Source organism: Pseudomonas sp. CCC4.1, from assembly GCF_035019225.1.
Classification (GTDB): domain Bacteria; phylum Pseudomonadota; class Gammaproteobacteria; order Pseudomonadales; family Pseudomonadaceae; genus Aquipseudomonas; species Aquipseudomonas bubulae.
Map to the genome: position 1 here is coordinate 1 of NZ_JASJWL010000078.1, position 19292 is coordinate 19292.

Sequence of the window (19292 nt, forward strand, 5' to 3'; positions counted from 1 at the left end):
AGTTTCTCGACCAGTTCAGCCACCGACTTGACCTTGATACCCGCGCTGCGTGCAGCCGGGGCTTCCACTTTCAGGGTCTTGTTGGTCGAAGCAGTCGAAACACCCAACGCGTCTGGCGTCAGTACTTCAAGCGGCTTTTTCTTGGCTTTCATGATGTTTGGCAGGGACGCATAACGCGGCTCGTTCAAACGCAGGTCGGTGGTGATGATCGCCGGCAATTTCAGCGAAACAGTTTGCGCGCCGCCGTCTACTTCACGGGTCACGGCAACCTTGTCACCTGCCACTTCAACCTTGGACGCGAACGTGCCCTGACCGAAACCGGTCAACGCAGCCAGCATCTGGCCAGTCTGGTTGTTGTCGCTGTCGATGGCTTGTTTACCCAGGATCACCAGCTGTGGCTGTTCCTTGTCGACAACGGCCTTGAGCAGCTTGGCCACGGCCAGCGAGGTCAGGTCTTCGGCGGACTCGACCAGAATGGCGCGATCAGCACCCAGCGCCAGCGCGGTACGCAGCTGTTCCTGAGCGGTGGTCGGGCCGATGGAGACGACGACGATTTCAGTCGCAACGCCTTTCTCTTTCAGGCGTACGGCTTCTTCCACGGCGATTTCGCAGAAGGGGTTCATCGACATCTTGACGTTGGCGAGGTCAACGCCGGAGTTGTCCGCTTTGACGCGCACTTTAACGTTGTAATCGACCACTCGTTTGACAGCTACAAGAACCTTCATGGATTCCTCGTTACTCTCCGGTGAAAAGAAAGTCGCCTAGGCGAACCTGGCGGTTGATGCTCGTCAGCACAAGGGCACCTCCAAAGATCGTTGCCTTATTAATAGACGGGTACCAGCGACTGCCCCTGCGACCGTCTGTCCGATGTGACTAACAAGTCATCCACCAAAAGGACGTGTAAACTCCGCTGCAAAAATGGCAGGCTCCCACTGGCTCATGCCTGTGCCCTGTCTTTAGAGGTGCTCTTGAAACCAACAATCAGCCTACGGCGAGCGCAAAACCGACCGTATCTTGACCGGAACACCATTTGCGGTCAATACAGCAAATGGGCCAGTTTTAAGCCGCGCGTCTTTGATTTGTCTGGGTTGCAGTGAATTCAAACAAACGTTTGTATTGGACCCTGCCAGTGGTGTAGATATAATGCCCGACCTCATAGAGAGAGCGGCGCCTCATCCATTGCGTCCTTGGCCTGCGTCGAGGGAATAATGGATGAAACGCCAAACCTCCAATTAGAAAAATACCGTTGAGCCTTGAGTAGGAGAGAACCTGTGGAACGCGAATACATGGAATTCGACGTGGTCATCGTCGGCGCCGGCCCTGCCGGTTTGTCCGCCGCCTGCCGCCTGAAGCAGAAGGCCGCCGAAGCCGGTAAAGAAATCAGCGTCTGCGTGGTTGAAAAAGGCTCCGAAGTCGGTGCTCATATCCTGTCCGGTGCGGTCTTTGAACCTCGCGCCCTGAACGAGTTGTTCCCGGACTGGAAAGAGCTCGGCGCTCCGCTCAACACTCCCGTTACCCGCGACGATATTTATGTACTGCGCAGCGACAGCACCGCGACCAAGGTGCCAGACCTGTTTGTGCCGAAAACCATGCACAACGAAGGCAACTACATCATCTCCCTGGGCAACCTGTGCCGCTGGCTGGCACAGCAGGCCGAAAACCTGGGTGTAGAAATCTACCCGGGCTTCGCTGCTCAAGAAGTGCTATTCGACGAAAACAATGTGGTTCGCGGGATCATCACCGGCGACCTGGGCGTTGACCGCGAAGGCAACCCCAAGGAAGGCCTGTACACCCCGGGCATGGAACTGCGTGGCAAGTACACCCTGTTCGCCGAAGGCTGCCGCGGTCACCTGGGCAAGCAACTGATCGAACGCTTCAAGCTCGACAGCGACGCAGATGCCCAACACTACGGTATCGGCCTGAAAGAAATCTGGGAAATCGACCCGGCCAAACACCAGCCAGGCCTGGTGGTGCACACTGCAGGCTGGCCGCTGGACATTATCAGCAGCGAAAACACCGGCGGTTCTTTCCTGTATCACCTGGAAAACAACCAGGTAGTAGTTGGCCTGATCGTTGATCTGTCCTACAGCAACACCTTCCTGTCGCCATTCGACGAATTCCAGCGCCTCAAGCATCACCCGGTGCTCAAGCAGTACCTGGAAGGCGGCAAACGTATCAGCTATGGCGCTCGCGCCATCTGCAAAGGCGGCCTGAACTCGCTGCCGAAAATGATCTTCAACGGCGGCGCATTGATCGGTTGCGATCTGGGCACCCTGAACTTCTCCAAGATCAAAGGCAGCCACACCGCGATGAAGTCCGGCATGCTCGCAGCTGAGGCCGTGGCTGACTCGTTGCTCGCCGACTCCGAAGGCGGTGATGCACTGAACACCTACGTTGAGGCCTTCAAGGCCAGCTGGCTGTTCGACGAACTGTTCGCCAGCCGCAACTTCGGTCCGGCACTGCACAAGTTCGGCCCTATCGTGGGCGGTGGTTTCAACTGGCTTGATCAGAACATCTTCGGCGGCAAACTGCCGTTCACCCTGCACGACACCAAGCCTGACTACGCCTGCCTCAAACAGGCCAAGGACTGCAAAAAGATCGACTACCCGAAGCCGGACGGCAAACTCAGCTTCGACAAGCTCAGCTCGGTATTCATCTCCAGCACCAACCACGAAGAAGAGCAGCCTTGCCACCTCAAGCTGCGCGACGCGAGCATCCCGATCAGCGTCAACCTGCCGCTCTACGACGAGCCTGCTCAGCGTTATTGCCCGGCGGGTGTGTACGAAGTGATCACCCAGGAAAGCGGCGAGAAGCGCTTCCAGATCAACTCGCAAAACTGCGTGCACTGCAAAACCTGTGACATCAAGGACCCGTCACAGAACATCACCTGGGTAACCCCGGAAGGTGGCGGCGGGCCGACTTACCCGAACATGTAAGTCTAAAAAAGGCTCCTTCGGGGGCCTTTTTTATTGCCCCCGGATTTGTGGGAGCGGGCTTGCTCGCGATGGGATCGCCCAGGTTTGCCTGACAGACTGCGCTGTGCGCATCGCGAGCAAGCCCGCTCCCACACCACGCCCGTCACACCGGCTGGCTAGCACCCCACCCCTTCATGACCGGGGCTGCGTTCGAAGTAGCGCTTGTACTCGCGACTGAACTGCGACGTACTCTGATAGCCCACCCGCTCCGCCACCTGCGCCACCCCCAGCCCCTCACTCAATAGCAACTGCTGCGCCCGCAACAGCCGCAACCGCTTGAGATACTGCACCGGCGACAACAAGGTGCTGCGCTTGAAATGCTCATGAAAGGTCGACGCGCTCATATTCGCGCAACGGGCCAATGTCTCGACATTCAGCGGCTGTGCGAAGTGTTCATGCAAGTAGCTCAATGACGCCGCCACCCGGGCAAACTGCCCTTGCTGCTCAACCAAAGCCCGCAACACACCCGCCTGCGGCCCCCGCAAGGCCGCGAACAGCACCTCGCGCAACCTCGCCTGCCCCATGATCCGGCACTCCAGAGGGTCGTGCAGGCAACGCAACAGGCGCTCGACCGCCTGGCGCATATCGTCATCCAGCACCGCCGAGGTCATCGACTCCGGAGTTTGGGCAACTGCACTGCGGTCAGGGGCCAGGCCCATGGCCAGTACCAACTCGCCCAGTACCGCTCGGTCGATGCTGATAGCAACACCCAGCAATGGCATTTCTTCCGAAGCGAAGGTTTCACACTCAAAAGGCACCGCCAGCGCCTGCACCAGATAATGTCCGGCACCGTATTCCAGGGTGCGCTGGCCCAGATAGGCCAACTTACTGCCTTGAGCAATCACCATTAGGCTAGGCTCATAAATCTGCGGCATTCGGGCTACTACCCGGCAGGCAGAAACCACCCGGACTTCGGGCAACAAGGTCGACACAAAACCGGTTTGTGTCGCCAGCGGTTCGATCAGAGACACCAGAGCGGCGTTCTCGTCACGGTGACGGGTCAAAAGCATGGAGAAAGGTTCGCAGGAGGAATAGACAGCCGCATCTTCGCAGAATTGGTCAATAAAATGGCAGCCACCCCGTCAATCCGGAGTATTAGGCATGACAGGCGGAGGAATCGTCATAGTCCTGAAAGGCATGTAAGCGCAAAATTGCGCCCTGTTCACAGTCAACGTTTCGCGAGGTTCTCATGTCCACTGTTACTTATAACGCTATCGGTTATGCCGCCCAGAATGCCAAGGCCCCACTGGCGCCCATGCCGTTCAACCGTCGCGCACCGCGACCGGACGACGTCGCGATCGAAGTGCTGTATTGCGGTGTCTGTCACTCCGACATCCACCAGGCGCGCAATGACTGGGGCTTCGCGACTTACCCGCTGATGCCGGGCCATGAAATCATCGGCAAGGTCACCGCCGTTGGCGACAAAGTTACCAAGCACAAGGTCGGCGATCTGGTCGGCGTGGGCTGCATGGTTGATTCGTGCCGCACCTGCTCGGCCTGCAAGGAAGACCTGGAGCAATACTGCCTGGAAGGCATGACCCAAACCTACGCCAGCCCGGACCGCATCGACGGCACGCTGACCATGGGCGGTTACTCGGACAAGATGGTTGTCAGCGAACACTTCGTACTGAGCATTCCGAAAAATCTCGAGCCGGCCAGCGCCGCACCCCTGCTGTGCGCCGGCATCACCACCTACTCGCCTCTGGTTCACTACGGCGTGGAAGCGGGCGACAAGGTCGGTATTCTGGGTATGGGCGGCCTGGGCCACATGGGCATCAAGTTCGCCAAGGCTCTGGGCGCTGAAGTGACCCTGTTCACCCGATCCGAAGCCAAGGCTGAAGAAGCGCGTCGCCAGGGCGCCGACCATGTGATCGTGTCCACCGATGCCGAGCAGATGAAAGCCGCTGCCGGGCACTTCGACTTCCTGCTGGACACCATTCCGGTGCCGCACGACCTGAACCCGTACCTCGAAACCCTGACCTTTGACGGCGTACACATTCTGGTGGGCCTGATCGAGCCGGTTGAGCCGGCACTGAACGCCTTCAACCTGGTGTTCAAGCGGCGCGTACTGGCCGGCTCGCTGATCGGCGGCATTGCCGAAACCCAGGAAATGCTCGATTTCAGCGCCGAGCACGGGATTACCTGCGATATCGAAATGCTCGACATCAAAAACATCAACGAAGCCTTTGAGCGCGTGGTGAAAGGCGATGTGAAATACCGCTTTGTGATCGATATGAAAACACTGAAGGCCTAAATGCGTCTTTGTGGGAGCGGGTTTCCCGCTCCCACAATCACTGGGCCTAGGGCTCAAGCCCTATCGGGAAAAACTCGCCAGCGCTCCACACGCCCAGCCAGTTTTGCCCATCGATTTCAGCAACCACCGCCAGTTCTATCAACTGATAGAACACATTGCGGTGGATCAGCGCTTCAAGGTTACGCCGTACATGCAGGTAAGGCGCAGGCTCCTGGGTCTCGGGGTTAATGACGAAGCGCAGCGGGTGCTCGCTGCCAGCGCTGACCGACTCATCGACATTGGTGGTAAAGCGCAGCACTTGCTGCTCCCCCACCCCTTCCACGTCCAGAGCGACCGCTACAAAAGGCGCGTCATCCACTTTGATGCCGACCTTTTCGACCGGTGTGATCAGAAAATATTCATCACCATCGCGACGAATGATGGTCGAGAACAATTTGACCATTGGCTTGCGACCGATCGGCGTACCCATGTAATACCAGGTGCCATCACGGGCGATACGCATATCGATGTCCCCGCAAAAGGCGGTATCCCACAAATGAACGGGCGGCAGCCCCTTGTCGGCCCTGGGGATTTGCGCCAGCAAATTGCTGACGTCTACCGGCTCGCTCATGGTGCTCTCCTCGACTTATTGATCGCTCAAGCCTATCAAGCTGCGGGCGTACTTGGCGAGCGGCGGGCCGATCAGGTCGGCGGGCTTGTTGTCATGGAACGTCAGCAAACCGCCACGGCTGCGAATGGTGGCAGTGTCGATCAGGTACTGAGTGCTGGTTTCGATCAGCATCACCTGAATCACCCCACTGTCGATGCCCAGGCGGCTGATTTCTTCCTGATCGAGCCATTCGTCGCTGTTGCCGATGCGGTCATCGGCCCGGGCAAAGCGGGTGTACAACAGGTAGTGGGCGCCAAAATTACGCGCTTCGGTCATGGCCTGATCGAGCCCCACCGGCTCCTTGGCCCGGCGCACCATGGGGAAGTATTCGACAAAACCGTTGAAAGCTTCTTCGGCAACGATATTGGGCCGCACATACGGATCGCCGATCGGTGCAAAAGGCCCCTGGGCGATATAAATAAAGGAATCAGGCTGAATGCGCAGCGAATTGCTGCGACGTGTATTGCTGTGATCGAGCAAACCGGCGTCGCTCATTTGATAGCGCGCGCCCTCGCCCAGATCACTGACGCTCATGCAGCCGCCCAGCGCCAAAAAAGCCAGCAACACAATCAGACCACGCATCCCGCTCTCCCGAAAGCCGATGACAAAAAACCGGCGAATAGCCCCGAGATGCAGATTACGCGCCAACACCCTCCTCCCCTGTGGGAACGGGCTTGCCCGCTTTGGCATCAACTCGGTGTATCAGCAAGACCGGGTTGCCAGCATCGCAGGCAAGCCCGCTCCCACTCAGATTGTTAGCCGCCGATGATTTTCATCACCGTAGCGCCGCCCGAGAAAGCCACGTCCTGTTTGTCGCCCAGGGCTTTCATCAATAAACCTTGCAGCGCTGGCAATGCCTCGTGGCGCGGCTTGTTCAGCAGATCACCCACATAGTGGCGATTGCTCGATGACAGGCAACCATGCAGCCACCCCGTGGACGACAACCGCAACCGCGAGCAGGTCCGGCAAAACGGCACGCTTTCGTTGGCAATCACGCCGAAATACCCGTGCCCGGGAATCTGGTAACGCACCGCCGTGGCGTCGATGGGCGCATCAGCCTGCTGGTATTCATGATGCTCGCCAATCAGCGCCAACAACTGCTGCAGGCTGACGAACTGCTGCAGGAAAGCATTGCCATCACTGGCCAGGTGCCCCATGCGCATAAGCTCGATAAAACGCAGCTCGTAACCACGCTCAAGGCAGTACTCCAGCAGCGGTATGACCTGATCCAGGTTCTGCCCGCGCAGCGGCACCATATTGACCTTGATTTTGATCCCGGCCTCACGCGCCTGTTGCATGCCATCGAGCACCGTTGCCAGGTCTCCGCCCCGGGCAATGCGGCGGAATGCTTCTGGGTCAAGGGTATCGAGGGAGACGTTGATGCGAGCGATGCCCGCGTCCAGCAGCAACGGCAGTTTGCGCGCAAGCAATTGGCCATTTGTAGTCAGGCTGATATCACCCAGGCCGAGCCGGCCGACTTCACGCATAAAGGTGTCGAGCTTGGGGCTGATCAGCGGCTCACCGCCGGTGATGCGCAAGCGCTCGATGCCTGCAGCTTCGATCAGATAGGCCACGCCGCGCACCATGGCTTCGGCCGACAGCTCATCCTGTGCCGCCACCAGCCGTTTACCGTTGGGCACACAGTAAGTGCAGGCATAGTTGCAGGCTGAAGTCAGGCTGATCCGCAAATTGCGAAAACGTCTGCCTTGGCGATCAACGATCATGAATGACTCCGGCGCGGGGGAAATGGGTCGCTGCAAAACCTGACTCATAAATCAGGTTTTGGCAAGACCCAAGCCTGAGTATAAGCCTCAAGGCCATAAGCCATGAAGGCAAATACAGGCTGTGGTTACTCGACTGCCGGGGTGTCGGTGTCACGCTTGCGCTTGTTGCCCATGCGCACGCCGATGTCCATCAGGAACTGGAAAAAGCCCTCCTGATCTTCCAGCACATTGCTCCAGAACGGCGAGTGATACAGCGCCACCGCACCATGCACCAGGGCCCAGGCCGCGCAATAATGGAAGTAAGGCGGCACGTCTTCGAGCTTGCCTTCGCTGATGCGGCCCTTGATCAGCAGGGTCAGGCGCTCAAAGTTGGAAGCGCGGATCTTGTGCAGCTCTTCGACCAGTTCAGGCACCTGATTGCCCTTGACCACCTTCTCTTCAAGGCGATCAAACAATCGGTAGCGCTGCGGGTCGCGCATGCGGAACTCAAAGTAGGCGCGGGACAGCGCCTCCTTGTCTTTATCCACATCGGCGGAATGCAGCAGCTCGTTCAAATCGCGCTCGTAATCGAGCATCAGGCGCAGGTAGATTTCGGCCTTGGACTTGAAGTGCTTGTAGATCGTGCCTTTGCCGATACCCACGGCATCAGCGATCATCTCGACGGTGACACTGTCTTCACCCAGGTCGAGGAACAGCTTGAGCGCGGTATCGAGAATTTCTTGCTCACGGCGACGAAACTCACGGACCTTACGGGGTTCTTTGTGCATAAGAAAAGGTCTGTTCGGGTCAAAATCGAAGCGGAGTATTATGCATTAGTCACGCTAAATTGCACGGATCATCCTGCATATCGATGGGTTCAAACGATTTACCCACGATTAGATGAGCACTCAAGCGAAGCTGGGGTATTCCAAATCTGTTTAAAAAACGATCAGCTGCGGCTGGACGTTCGACAAAGCTGACCAATACTTATCATGTCGGCGTGACATCCCCCCCAAAGTGCTGCGCCGATATTGGCCGCAATGGAATGTGTGCCTTTGTTTTACTCCTAATGGTCTTAACCCGGATTCCCCAGAGCCCGGGTTTTTTTTGCCTGCTGTTCAGTTAAACGCCAAACCTGTAGGAACCGGCTTGCTCGCGGCACAGGCAACTCGGTTTAGCAGACACACCGCAGCGATCCCATCGCGAGCAAGCCCGCCCCCTCAAAGCCACGCAATCATCTGACCCGTGCCAGCGGGAACAGGCGCTTGAAGTTTTCGGTGGTTTGCTCTGCAAAGCGTTCGTAGGACTCACCGCGCAACATCGCCAAAAACTCAGCCACTTCACGCACGTATTGCGGCAGGTTTGGCTTGCCACGATGGGGGATCGGGGCGAGGTAAGGCGAGTCGGTCTCGACCAGCAGCCGGTCGGCAGGCACCTGACGGGCCACATCGCGCAGGGCATCAGCATTGCGAAAGGTCACAATCCCCGACAGCGAGATGTAGTAACCCATGTCCAGCGCCGCCCTGGCCATGTCCCAGTCTTCGGTAAAGCAATGCAGCACACCGGCCTGCGGCAACGCTGCCTCACGCAACATGGCCAGGGTATCGGCGCGGGCACCGCGGGTGTGGATCACCACCGGCTTGCCGGTCTGTTGTGCCGCCTCCAGGTGAACCCTGAACGACAGTTGCTGCAAATCGGCTGCTTCAGGCTCGTAGTGGTAGTCCAGACCAGTTTCACCAATGGCCACCACCCGTGGGTGATTCAACTCGCCCAGCAGCCAGTCAAGCGCCGGTGCGGCACCGGGTTGTACGTCCAGCGGGTGGACGCCCACCGAGCAGTCCACATCGGCATAGCGCTCAGTCAGGGCTTTGACATCGGCCGCGTTGTCGGCGCTTACGCCAATGCATAGAAAATGCCCGACACCACGTTGGCGCGCAGCCTCAAGGGCGGCATCCAGCGAGCCGTCATGGGCGCTCAGATCAAGACGATCGAGATGGCAATGGGAGTCAACCAGCATACAAAAAATTACCTGTTTATCAATTCAGTCAGATCAGCGCTGGCCGGGCAGGCCTGCCCACTGCACCAGCAACGCTTCAAGCAACAGATCACGGTTGAGGTTGGCCTTGCTCAAGACCTTCTGGCGCTGGGCAAGAATCCAGTCCTGAATAGTCAGGACTTTGTCCTGCGCAGTCTTCTGCGCCAGGTACTGCAGCACTTTGCGCATGTCCTCCAGCCCGAGACCGTCCTCGTCCTGAGTCAGTTGATAGCGCAGGATCAGGTTCGACCAGTCGCAAAACCAGTCAAAGAGCAACAGCAGCGGGATGGCTTTCCAGCTTTCAGCCAACTGACTGGCCGACAACTCGCGCTTGAGCAGTTTTTTAACCCCCTCAACCACCGCCGCACGCTGCTCGCGCACACCCTGGGCCTGCAGCTTGACGGCCACCAGGGGGGAACCGGCTGCCAGAGTCAGTAATTCGACCCGCTCGGCCTCAGGGATATCGGGCAGCGCATGGGCCAGCCATTCAAGGCTCAGCGCTTCACTTGGCAACGGGCAGGCCTGCTGCACACAGCGGCTGCGAATGGTCGGCAGCAACCGGCTGGACTGATGACTGACCAACAGCAAGACAGTGTTGCCCGAGGGCTCTTCAAGGCTTTTGAGCAAGGCGTTGGCGGCGTTGATGTTCATCGCCTCCACCGGCTCGACCAGCACCACCTTGCGCCCGCCCAACTGGGCGGTCTGCACCACAAAACTGACCAGATCACGCACCTGGTCAACCTTGATCGCCTTGTCAGCCTCTTCAGGCTCAAGAATGTAGTTGTCGGGGTGACTGCCCGCCGCCAGCAACGAACAGGACTTGCACGTACCGCAAGCCTCAAGCCCGACCGGCTGTTTGCACAGCAGGCTGGCCATCAGCCGCTCGGCCAGCGCCCGCTTACCGATGCCCGCCGGGCCGTGCAGCAGGTAGGCATGAGCGTGCTGCGCGCGCCCGGCCATCTGCTGCCACAGACCGTCTTGCCACGGATAAGCCTCAGCCACGGTGCATGCCCAGCAATTGCGGCAACAGGGCGTCGAGCTGGCCCTGCACCTGCTCCAGGGTTTGTGCGGCATCGATCAGGCGGTAGCGCCCGGGCTCAAGCCTGGCACGTTCAAGGTAGGTACTGCGCACGGCGTCAAAGAAGGTGCGGCCTTCCTGCTCAAAGCGGTCGAGGCGACCGCGGGCACTGGCACGGGCCATGCCGACTTCGATGGGCAGATCGAACACCAGGGTCAGATCCGGGCGCAGAGCCCCCTGAACAAAGGTCTCCAGGGTTGCGATGCGCTCACGGGGCAAGCCCCGGCCACCGCCCTGATAGGCATAGGTGGCGTCGGTAAAGCGATCACACAGCACTACTGCACCACGGGCCAGCGCCGGGCGAATGACTTCGGCCAGATGCTGGGCGCGGGCAGCGAACACCAGTAACAGCTCGGTGTCGGCACACATTGCGTCGTCACTGGGCGTGAGCAGCAGCTCGCGGATGCGCTCGGCCAGCGGCGTGCCGCCAGGTTCGCGGGTCAGCACCACGTCGATGCCTGCGGCGCGCAAACGCTCTGCCAGGTACTCGCGATTGGTACTTTTGCCCGCGCCTTCGGGGCCTTCCAAGGTAATAAACAAGCCAGTCACAAGCGGCAATCCTTAATCAGTGTCTTTCGGACTTTGCGGCTCGACCGGGGCGCTTGCCGGTTCAGCAGCGGGGGTCGGCGCAGGGCTCGAACGATAATCGGCCCGACGTTTGATCTGGAATTCACGCACAGCAGAGTTGTGCGCATCCAGGTCATCGGAAAACGTGTGGCTGCCATCGCCCTTGGCCACAAAGTACAGGCTGGTGCCATCCGCCGGGTGCAGTGCGGCATAAATGGCCTCACGCCCGACCATGGCAATCGGTGTCGGCGGCAGACCGGGAATGGTGTAGGTGTTGTACGGCGTAGGCTCGCGCAAATGGGCGCGGGTCAGTTTGCCGTTGTATCGCTCACCCAGACCGTAGATCACCGTAGGATCGGTTTGCAGTGGCATGCCGATTTTCATCCGACGCACAAATACTCCGGCAATTTGCCCACGCTCTTGTGGCACGCCGGTTTCTTTTTCCACCAGGGAAGCCATGATCAGCGCCTGGTATGGCGTTGTATAGGGTACGCCCGGGTCACGCTGCTCCCATTCCTGGGCCAGCACTTTATCCAGACGGTCGTAGGCCTTTTCCAGCAACTGGGCATCGGTCATCCCACGCACAAAACGGTAGGTATCAGGGAAAAACCGCCCTTCCGGGAATACCCCTTCGTGCCCGAGTTTGGCCATGACTTCGCTATCGCTCAGGCCGTCGAGGGTCTGTTCGATTTTTTCGTGTTTGGCCAGGGCGCTACGCACCTGGCGAAAGTTCCAGCCTTCAACCAGGGTCAGGCTGTATTGCACCACCTCACCACGCTGCCACACACCGATCAACTCCTGGGCGGTCATGCCCGGAGTCATGCGATATTCGCCGCTGTGCAAAGGCTGGCCTTCAAGGTTAAAGCGCCAGTAAAGACGCAGCCAGAATGCGTCTTGCAGGGTACCGTCAGCTTCCAGTCGATTGAACGTGCCAGTCGGCGTGGCGCCGGCCGGGACATCGAGCAATTGCTCTTGCGTCAGGTTCAGCGGCTGGTCGAGCGCCGAGTTGAGCTTCCAGGCACTGACGCCCAGCAGCAAGCCCGCCAGCACCAGACCTGTCTCCAGCAGCACCAAGATTTTACGTTTCACGAATCAGACATCCAGTAAGGTGCGAGCAATACCTTGCAGTTTACGGGTCAGCGGCCCCACCGGCCAGCTAAGGTCTGCAAAAGCGCGCACCGGCCAAATGCCATATACGCTGTTGCAGAGAAAGAGTTCATCGGCCTGTTGCAACTGCGCAAGGCTGATATCGGTAACATGGCAAGGGATGCCCAGGCGCCCGGCCTCGGCCAGCAGTGCAGCCCGCATCACGCCAGCCACACCGCAGCGGCGCAGGTCGGCAGTCAGCAAAACGCCGTCACGCACAATAAACAGATTGCTGAACACACCTTCAATCACCCGCCCCGAGGTATCGCGCATCAAGCCCTCGGCACAGGCCGGGTCTTGCCATTCGGAGCGCGCAATGACCTGTTCGAGTCGATTGAGGTGTTTGAGCCCGGCCAATAGCGGTTGCTCGGCCAGACGGGTGGCACAGTCGAACAGTGTTATACCGTGCAGCGCATTGGCTTCAGGCCAGGCAGCCGCCGGGCTGGCTTGCAGAATTCTTCGAGGCATGGCCCCGGGGGATATACCATAACCGCGCTGGCTGTCGCCGCGGGTCAGGATGAGCTTGAGGACGCCCTCGCCCATCGCGTGGGCGTAAGCCAGCAATTCGCTGCGGATCAGTGATTGATCCGCAACAATCGCCAGCCGGGAACACCCTTGCGCCAGGCGCTGCAGGTGCAGCTCCAGCAGCAACGGCGTGCCAGCCTTGACGGCGATGGTCTCGAACAGTCCATCGCCATAGGCCAGCCCACGGTCTTTAAGCGACGCCAGGGCGCTCGCCGGTTGACCGTCGACCCAGCTTTGCATTACTCGGCGTACCGGCGGAACACCAGCGAGCCGTTGGTGCCACCAAAACCGAACGAGTTGGACAGCACCACATCGATCGGCATTTCGCGCGGCGTGTGCGGCACGAAATCCAGGTCGCAGCCTTCATCAGGCTCGTCGAGGTTGATGGTCGGCGGCGCAATCTGGCTGTTGATGGCCAGTACGCTGAAAATCGCCTCGACTGCACCGGCGGCACCCAACAGGTGACCGGTCATGGACTTGGTCGAACTCACGGCCAGGTTGTAGGCGTGATCGCCGAACACCGACTTGATCGCCGAAACTTCTGCCAGGTCACCGGCAGGCGTCGAGGTGCCGTGGGCGTTGATGTACTGCACCTGATCAGGGTTGACCCGGGCATCACGCAAGGCATTGGTGATGCAGCGTGCCGCACCCGCACCGTCAGCCGGAGGCGAGGTCATGTGGAAAGCGTCACCGCTCATACCAAAACCGATCAGCTCGGCGTAGATGGTCGCGCCACGCGCCTTGGCATGCTCGAGCTCTTCGAGCACCAGCGCGCCGGCACCGTCGGACAACACAAAACCGTCACGGCCCTTGTCCCACGGACGGCTGGCCCGGGTCGGGTCGTCGTTGCGGGTCGACAGCGCACGGGAAGCACCAAAGCCGCCCATGCCCAGACCGCAAGCAGCCATTTCTGCGCCACCTGCAATCATCACATCGGCTTCGCCGTAGGCAATGTTGCGCGCCGCCATGCCAATACAGTGCGTACCGGTGGTACAGGCTGTGGCGATGGCGTAGTTAGGCCCCTGTGTACCCAGGTGGATAGACAGAAAGCCGGAAATCATGTTGATGATCGAGCCCGGCACAAAAAACGGAGAAATCCGTCGCGGGCCTTGCTCGTGCAGGGTACGGCTGGTTTCTTCGATATTGGTCAGACCGCCAATACCCGAACCCATTGCCACACCGATGCGCTCACGATTGGCGTCGGTAACTTCCAGGCCGGAATTGCGCACAGCCTGAAACCCGGCTGCCAGACCGTATTGAATAAACAGGTCAAGTTTTCGGGCTTCTTTGACGGAGAGGTAGTCCTCAACGTTAAAGCCCTGTACCGAGCCGCCAAAACGGGTGGAATAGGCAGAAAGATCCGTGTGTTCGATCAGACCAATGCCACTACGGCCTGCCAGAATGCCTTGCCAGGTGCTCGGAACATCCGCACCCAGTGGCGACAACATCCCCATACCGGTGACTACGACGCGTCTACGCGACACAGCACTCTCCTTTATTCTATTGACGACACTTTGCATCACACCTAAAGAAAAAACCGCACGCCAGAGCGGCAGTGCGGTTTTTCCATGACAGCGAGCAACGATTACAAACTATTACGCCTGGTGGCTAGTAACGTAGTCGATTGCTGCTTGTACAGTAGTGATCTTTTCAGCTTCTTCGTCAGGAATCTCAGTCTCGAATTCCTCTTCCAGAGCCATCACAAGCTCAACGGTGTCAAGGGAGTCGGCACCCAGGTCTTCAACGAAGGAAGCGGCATTGGTCACTTCTTCTTCTTTAACGCCCAGTTGCTCGGCAACGATTTTCTTGACGCGCTCTTCGATGGTGCTCATACCTTGTTTTCACTCCTAATGGACAAATTCAGGCAGCTGGCCAGTGGGCAAGTGTATCGAAAGCCTTTTCGGTTTTTCAACTGAAAGCTTTGCACTCACCCCGCAACAACCGGCCACCTATAAAAAGATTGCAGCTTTATAACGGATTTTAGACAGCTCGTATGACATTTTTTTGAAGCAATCCGTCACATTTAACTCATGTACATCCCGCCGTTGACCGGAATTGTAGCCCCGGTCACGTAGGCTGCACCGTCGGATGCCAGGAAAGCGACCACGTTTGCGATCTCTTGAGCCTGGCCCAGACGGCCCAGCGGAATCTGCGTCTGCAAGGCTTCGCGCTGTGCTTCTGGCAGCTCACGGGTCATATCGGTGTCGATAAAACCTGGAGCGACCGAGTTGACAGTGATCGAGCGAGAGCCCACTTCACGTGCCAGAGCACGACCGAAACCTTCAAGGCCTGCCTTGGCGGCGGCGTAGTTTACTTGGCCAGCGTTGCCCATGGCACCCACAACAGAGCCAATATTGATAATTCGTCCCCAACGGGCCTTGGTCATGCCGCGCAAAACACCTTTGGACAGGCGATACAGACTGTTCAGGTTGGTGTCGATGACATCATGCCATTCGTCATCTTTCATGCGCATCATCAGGTTATCACGGGTGATACCGGCATTATTGACCAGGATCGCCGGCGCGCCGAACTGCTCCTGAATGCTCGCCAGTACCGCAGCAACCGATTCATTGCTGGTCACGTTGAGTTCCATGCCAGTGCCCTGAACACCGTTTTCTTTCAGGGTGGCAGCGATGCGCTCGGCACCGGAAGCGGAAGTCGCCGTACCAATGACAATGGCGCCCTGACGACCCAACTCCAACGCGATTGCCTGGCCAATGCCACGGCTTGCGCCTGTTACCAGTGCAACTTTACCTTGCAAGCTCATGCAGGCTTCTCCTGATTCAGACCAGAGCCAAGCGCGCAGCGGCGAAGGCATCCGGGGTATTCAAATTGTGAGTGGTAACGCCTTCGGCACAGCGCTTGCTGATGCCCACCAGGACCTTGCCCGGCCCGCATTCGACCAGGTCAACCGGGCCATCGGCCGCCAGGGCCTGAACCGATTCAACCCAGCGCACAGGCTTGTACAGCTGCTCAAGCAAATCGCGCTTGAGGGTTGGCAAATCGGCTGCCACCGCGGCGCTGACATTCTGCACCAGGGCAATGGCCGGCATTTTCCAGTCGATCGCTTCAATGGACTCGGCAAAACGCTCGGCAGCTGGACGCATCAGTTCGCAGTGCGACGGTACGCTTACCGGCAACGGCAAGGCACGCTTGGCGCCCTTGGCCTTGCACAGTTCCATGGCGCGCTCGACAGCGGCCTTGGCCCCGGCAATCACGACCTGACCCGGCGAGTTGAAGTTGACCGCGCTGACCACTTCGCCTTGCGCAGCTTCAGCACAGGCAGCCAGTACATCGGCATCTTCCAGACCCAGGATCGCCGCCATGGCGCCCTGCCCGGCCGGTACGGCCTCTTGCATCAACTGACCACGACGCTCGACCAGCTTGACCGCCTCGGCCAGGGTCAGGCATTCGGCGGCCACCAGCGCGCTGTACTCGCCCAGGCTGTGGCCGGCAACGAAGTCAGGACGCTTGCCGCCTTCAGCCAACCACAGACGCCAAAGGGCAATCGAGGCCGCAAGAATGGCAGGCTGGGTGATATCAGTCTGGTTCAGCTTCTCGGCAGGACCTTCCTGAGTCAGCGCCCACAGGTCGTAACCCAGGGCGTCAGACGCTTCTTTAAATGTTTCCAGGACCAGCGGATGTGCCGCGCCCAGCTCGGCCAACATGCCGAGGGACTGCGAACCCTGCCCTGGAAAGACGAATGCGAGGGATGTAGACATGTAACAAGCCCCTAATGATCTTGTCGTCGGAGAATTGACGTCCTGCCGTGGCGGACGCAAGAAACTGACAGTTGGATGGCTGATTGGACCGGGCGGTCACATTTAAGCGCCCGACCGCTAAAACGCCTACGGCAACAACCCTTCAAGGCGCCCATACAAACGCTTTGGCAGGTCTTCATGGATTTCAATCAGCGCACGTTCAATTGCACTTTGAAAGCCCTGAGCACCTGCCGAACCGTGACTCTTGACCACAATGCCCTGCAAGCCGAGAAAGCTCGCACCATTATGCCGCGCCGGCGCCAGATCCGCCTGCAAGCGCCGCATCAACGGCAATGCCAGCACGCCCACGAAGCGACTGAACAGGTTGCGCCTGAACACCGCCTCAAGCCGGCTCGAAATCATCGTTGCCAGGCCTTCGCTGGACTTGAGCATGATGTTGCCGACAAACCCGTCACACACCACCACATCAGCTTCGCCCCGATACACCCCGTCGCCTTCGACAAAACCGATGTAATGCAACCCCGGCGCCGCCTGCAACAATGCCGCCGCCTCCTTGACCTGCTGATTGCCCTTGACGTCCTCGGTACCGATATTGAGCAAGGCGACCCGCGGACGAGGCACACCAAGCGCCTGCGCCGCCACCGAGCCCATCACCGCAAACTGGAACAACTGACTGGCCGTGCAATCGACATTCGCCCCCAGATCCAGCAACTGACAGTAGCCGGTCTGGGTCGGAACTGCCGCCACCATCGCTGGACGGTCGATGCCCGGCAAGGTCTTGAGCACATGCCGGGACAAGGCCATCAGCGCCCCCGTGTTACCGGAACTGACACAAGCTTGCACCTTGCCATCACGGAGCAACTCCAGAGCAACGCGCATGGACGAGTCCGGCTTGCTGCGCAGGGCATGGGAAGGCCGCTCATTCATGGCAATGACTTCTGAAGCCGGGACAATAGACAGGCGCGAGCGATCCACAGCCGAATGGCCAGCGATCAGGGATTCAAGTAGGGAAGGTTGACCAACGAGGGTCAGATGCAGCGAGGGAGTAGCAGACAGGCAGGCAATACAGGCCTGAACAATGCTGCGGGGACCGAAGTCCCCGCCCATTGCGTCGATCGCGATGACCTGAGCGGACAAGTGATTACTCGTCAGCGCCCTTGTCGATCACTTTACGACCACGGTATACGCCTTCTGGCGATACGTGGTGACGCAGGTGAATTTCACCGGTGGTTTTTTCTACAGACAGAGTGCTAGCCGAAAGAGCATCGTGCGAACGACGCATGTCACGGGCAGAGCGGGATTTTTTGTTCTGCTGAACAGCCATAATTGATTAACTCCTAAACGTTTGGGTCACGCTTTAACTGCGCCAATACACTGAACGGGTTGGACCGCGTTACCTCGTCCTCGCCTGGTTCGGGCTCATCGAGACCCGCCGGCTGCTGGCATTCTTCCGGATGATGAGCAGGCACAATGGGCAAGGCGAGCAAAAGCTCCTCCTCGATCAGTGCATGCAGATCCAATGGATCTTCGCCCAGTTCCAGCACGTCATAACCTTTCGGTAACGACTGGGTATTCGCACCCTCTTTCACCACGGCGTAACTGCATTCGCTGTGGATCGGCAGGGTGACCAGCTCAAGACAACGCTGGCAAACCATCTTGACCTCGACGTCGATGGAGCTGTGTATTACCACAGATCTACGTTCGTCGCGCTCAAAAACAAATTTAGCCTGGACCGTACCGACATCGTCGGAAAGCGGATCGCAGAGTCTCTCCAAATCAGCCAGCAACACTTCACCTTGAAGGGTAGTGCCACGATCAGCCAATTTGCGCGGGTCAACGTGAGGTGGAATCGGGTCATTCAACATAGGCGCAGCATTCTAGGGAGGACCCCTTCACGTGTCAAAGGAAATTGTGTCTGTGCGACATTGCGTACGAGCATTAGAATCGTCAACTGCCTACAGGAGTCGCGCATGCTACCTTTATTACTCGCTTCAAGCTCGGTTTATCGCCGCGATTTATTGTCTCGCCTGCGTCTGCCCTTCACGTGCAGCTCGCCGGATATCGACGAAGGCCATCATCAAGGCGAGACCGCCATCGAACTGGTCAAGCGCCTGTCACTGGAAAAAGCCCGCGCGCTGGCTGCCAGCCATCCGAATCATCTGATTATCGGCTCGGACCAGGTTGCCGTACTCGACGGACGGATCATCGGCAAACCCCACACTTACGAAAAAGCGCACCAGCAATTGACCACGGCAAGCGGTGCCAGCGTCAGCTTCCTGACCGGCCTGACCCTGCTCAACAGCCAGACCGGCCATTATCAGACCGATTGCGTGCCGTTTACCGTACACATGCGCAGCCTGAGCGCAGAGCAGATCGAGCGTTATCTGCGCGCCGAGCAGCCCTACGACTGCGCAGGCAGCTTTAAAGCCGAAGGGCTTGGCGTGAGCCTGTTTCAGCGCACCGAAGGCGATGACGCCACCAGCCTGGTCGGCCTGCCACTGATCCGACTGGTGGACATGCTGCTTGCCGAGGGCATACACCTGCCATGAATAAGCCGGACACTCTGTAGATACTCTGTTGCAGGTCAAGCCCTATTGTGGGAGCGAGCCTGCTCGCGAACGACCTTCGCGAGCAGGCT

Annotated in this window: 21 protein-coding genes; 3 read left to right on the forward strand and 18 right to left on the reverse strand. The window is 58.8% G+C overall.

From position 1 onward, the window contains the following. On the reverse strand, window positions 1-725 hold a 725-nt coding region (locus QN377_RS20935; RefSeq protein WP_323567659.1), incomplete at its 3' end, for an electron transfer flavoprotein subunit beta/FixA family protein. Between the two features lie 546 nt (window positions 726-1271). Here QN377_RS20935 and QN377_RS20940 point away from each other — a divergent pair. After that, on the forward strand, window positions 1272-2936 hold the full coding sequence (locus QN377_RS20940; protein WP_095019830.1) for an electron transfer flavoprotein-ubiquinone oxidoreductase: 1665 nt from the start codon (window positions 1272-1274) through the stop codon (window positions 2934-2936). 155 nt (window positions 2937-3091) lie between these two features. Here QN377_RS20940 and QN377_RS20945 read toward each other — a convergent pair whose 3' ends face one another. Next, window positions 3092-3985 carry an AraC family transcriptional regulator gene (locus tag QN377_RS20945; RefSeq protein ID WP_095003166.1) on the reverse strand — a complete coding sequence of 298 codons (894 nt, stop codon included), beginning with the start codon at window positions 3983-3985 and terminating at the stop codon, window positions 3092-3094. Between the two features lie 179 nt (window positions 3986-4164). Here QN377_RS20945 and QN377_RS20950 point away from each other — a divergent pair, with 179 nt between their 5' ends. Then, on the forward strand, window positions 4165-5229 hold the full coding sequence (locus QN377_RS20950; RefSeq protein ID WP_095019649.1) for an NAD(P)-dependent alcohol dehydrogenase: 1065 nt from the start codon (window positions 4165-4167) through the stop codon (window positions 5227-5229). 46 nt (window positions 5230-5275) lie between these two features. Here QN377_RS20950 and QN377_RS20955 read toward each other — a convergent pair whose 3' ends face one another. From QN377_RS20955 to QN377_RS21030, 16 genes are all read right to left on the reverse strand, one after another. Beyond that, window positions 5276-5839: a DUF1285 domain-containing protein gene (locus QN377_RS20955; protein WP_095019648.1), complete on the reverse strand. Its 564-nt coding sequence runs from the start codon at window positions 5837-5839 to the stop codon at window positions 5276-5278. A 15-nt stretch (window positions 5840-5854) separates the two neighbouring features. After that, window positions 5855-6460 carry a DUF4823 domain-containing protein gene (locus tag QN377_RS20960; protein WP_095019647.1) on the reverse strand — a complete coding sequence of 202 codons (606 nt, stop codon included), beginning with the start codon at window positions 6458-6460 and terminating at the stop codon, window positions 5855-5857. 173 nt (window positions 6461-6633) lie between these two features. Continuing rightward, a complete protein-coding gene (locus QN377_RS20965) occupies window positions 6634-7602 on the reverse strand; it encodes a GTP 3',8-cyclase MoaA (RefSeq protein ID WP_095019646.1) in 969 nt (322 codons plus the stop codon). A 125-nt stretch (window positions 7603-7727) separates the two neighbouring features. Beyond that, a complete protein-coding gene (locus tag QN377_RS20970) occupies window positions 7728-8369 on the reverse strand; it encodes a TetR/AcrR family transcriptional regulator (protein ID WP_019827947.1) in 642 nt (213 codons plus the stop codon). Between the two features lie 446 nt (window positions 8370-8815). Then, window positions 8816-9598, reverse strand: a complete 783-nt coding sequence (locus QN377_RS20975; protein ID WP_095019645.1) for a TatD family hydrolase — start codon at window positions 9596-9598, stop codon at window positions 8816-8818. A gap of 33 nt (window positions 9599-9631) precedes the next feature. Then, complete coding sequence (locus QN377_RS20980) at window positions 9632-10618, reverse strand: DNA polymerase III subunit delta' (RefSeq protein ID WP_095019644.1); 987 nt, start codon at window positions 10616-10618, stop codon at window positions 9632-9634. Further along, window positions 10611-11243: a dTMP kinase gene (gene tmk / locus QN377_RS20985; RefSeq protein ID WP_095003159.1), complete on the reverse strand. Its 633-nt coding sequence runs from the start codon at window positions 11241-11243 to the stop codon at window positions 10611-10613. Before tmk ends, QN377_RS20980 begins: the two co-directional genes overlap by 8 nt. A 12-nt stretch (window positions 11244-11255) precedes the next feature. Next, window positions 11256-12350 (reverse strand): endolytic transglycosylase MltG, encoded by a 1095-nt coding sequence (gene mltG / locus QN377_RS20990; RefSeq protein ID WP_095019643.1) that lies wholly within the window; start codon window positions 12348-12350, stop codon window positions 11256-11258. Window positions 12351-12353: 3 nt separating this feature from the next. Then, a complete protein-coding gene (pabC, locus tag QN377_RS20995; protein WP_095019642.1) occupies window positions 12354-13172 on the reverse strand; it encodes an aminodeoxychorismate lyase in 819 nt (272 codons plus the stop codon). Then, on the reverse strand, window positions 13172-14416 hold the full coding sequence (gene fabF, locus QN377_RS21000) for a beta-ketoacyl-ACP synthase II (RefSeq protein WP_029611296.1): 1245 nt from the start codon (window positions 14414-14416) through the stop codon (window positions 13172-13174). The genes pabC and fabF overlap by 1 nt, the downstream gene beginning before the upstream one ends. Window positions 14417-14527: 111 nt before the next feature. Then, window positions 14528-14764, reverse strand: coding sequence for an acyl carrier protein (gene acpP / locus QN377_RS21005; protein WP_016779952.1), 237 nt, complete (start codon window positions 14762-14764; stop codon window positions 14528-14530). Between the two features lie 191 nt (window positions 14765-14955). Then, entirely contained in the window at window positions 14956-15699 is a 744-nt protein-coding gene (gene fabG, locus QN377_RS21010) for a 3-oxoacyl-ACP reductase FabG (protein ID WP_016779951.1), read from the reverse strand. A gap of 16 nt (window positions 15700-15715) precedes the next feature. After that, entirely contained in the window at window positions 15716-16654 is a 939-nt protein-coding gene (fabD, locus tag QN377_RS21015; RefSeq protein ID WP_095019641.1) for an ACP S-malonyltransferase, read from the reverse strand. Between the two features lie 126 nt (window positions 16655-16780). Next, on the reverse strand, window positions 16781-17791 hold the full coding sequence (gene plsX / locus QN377_RS21020) for a phosphate acyltransferase PlsX (protein WP_095003155.1): 1011 nt from the start codon (window positions 17789-17791) through the stop codon (window positions 16781-16783). 4 nt (window positions 17792-17795) lie between these two features. Further along, the gene (gene rpmF, locus QN377_RS21025) at window positions 17796-17978 is read right to left on the reverse strand and encodes a 50S ribosomal protein L32 (protein ID WP_003442519.1); all 183 of its coding nucleotides are present in this window, start codon (window positions 17976-17978) and stop codon (window positions 17796-17798) included. A gap of 13 nt (window positions 17979-17991) precedes the next feature. Then, window positions 17992-18519 (reverse strand): YceD family protein, encoded by a 528-nt coding sequence (locus QN377_RS21030; RefSeq protein ID WP_016779948.1) that lies wholly within the window; start codon window positions 18517-18519, stop codon window positions 17992-17994. 105 nt (window positions 18520-18624) lie between these two features. Here QN377_RS21030 and QN377_RS21035 point away from each other — a divergent pair, with 105 nt between their 5' ends. After that, window positions 18625-19203, forward strand: a complete 579-nt coding sequence (locus QN377_RS21035; RefSeq protein WP_095019640.1) for a Maf family protein — start codon at window positions 18625-18627, stop codon at window positions 19201-19203. Window positions 19204-19292 lie beyond the last annotated feature (89 nt).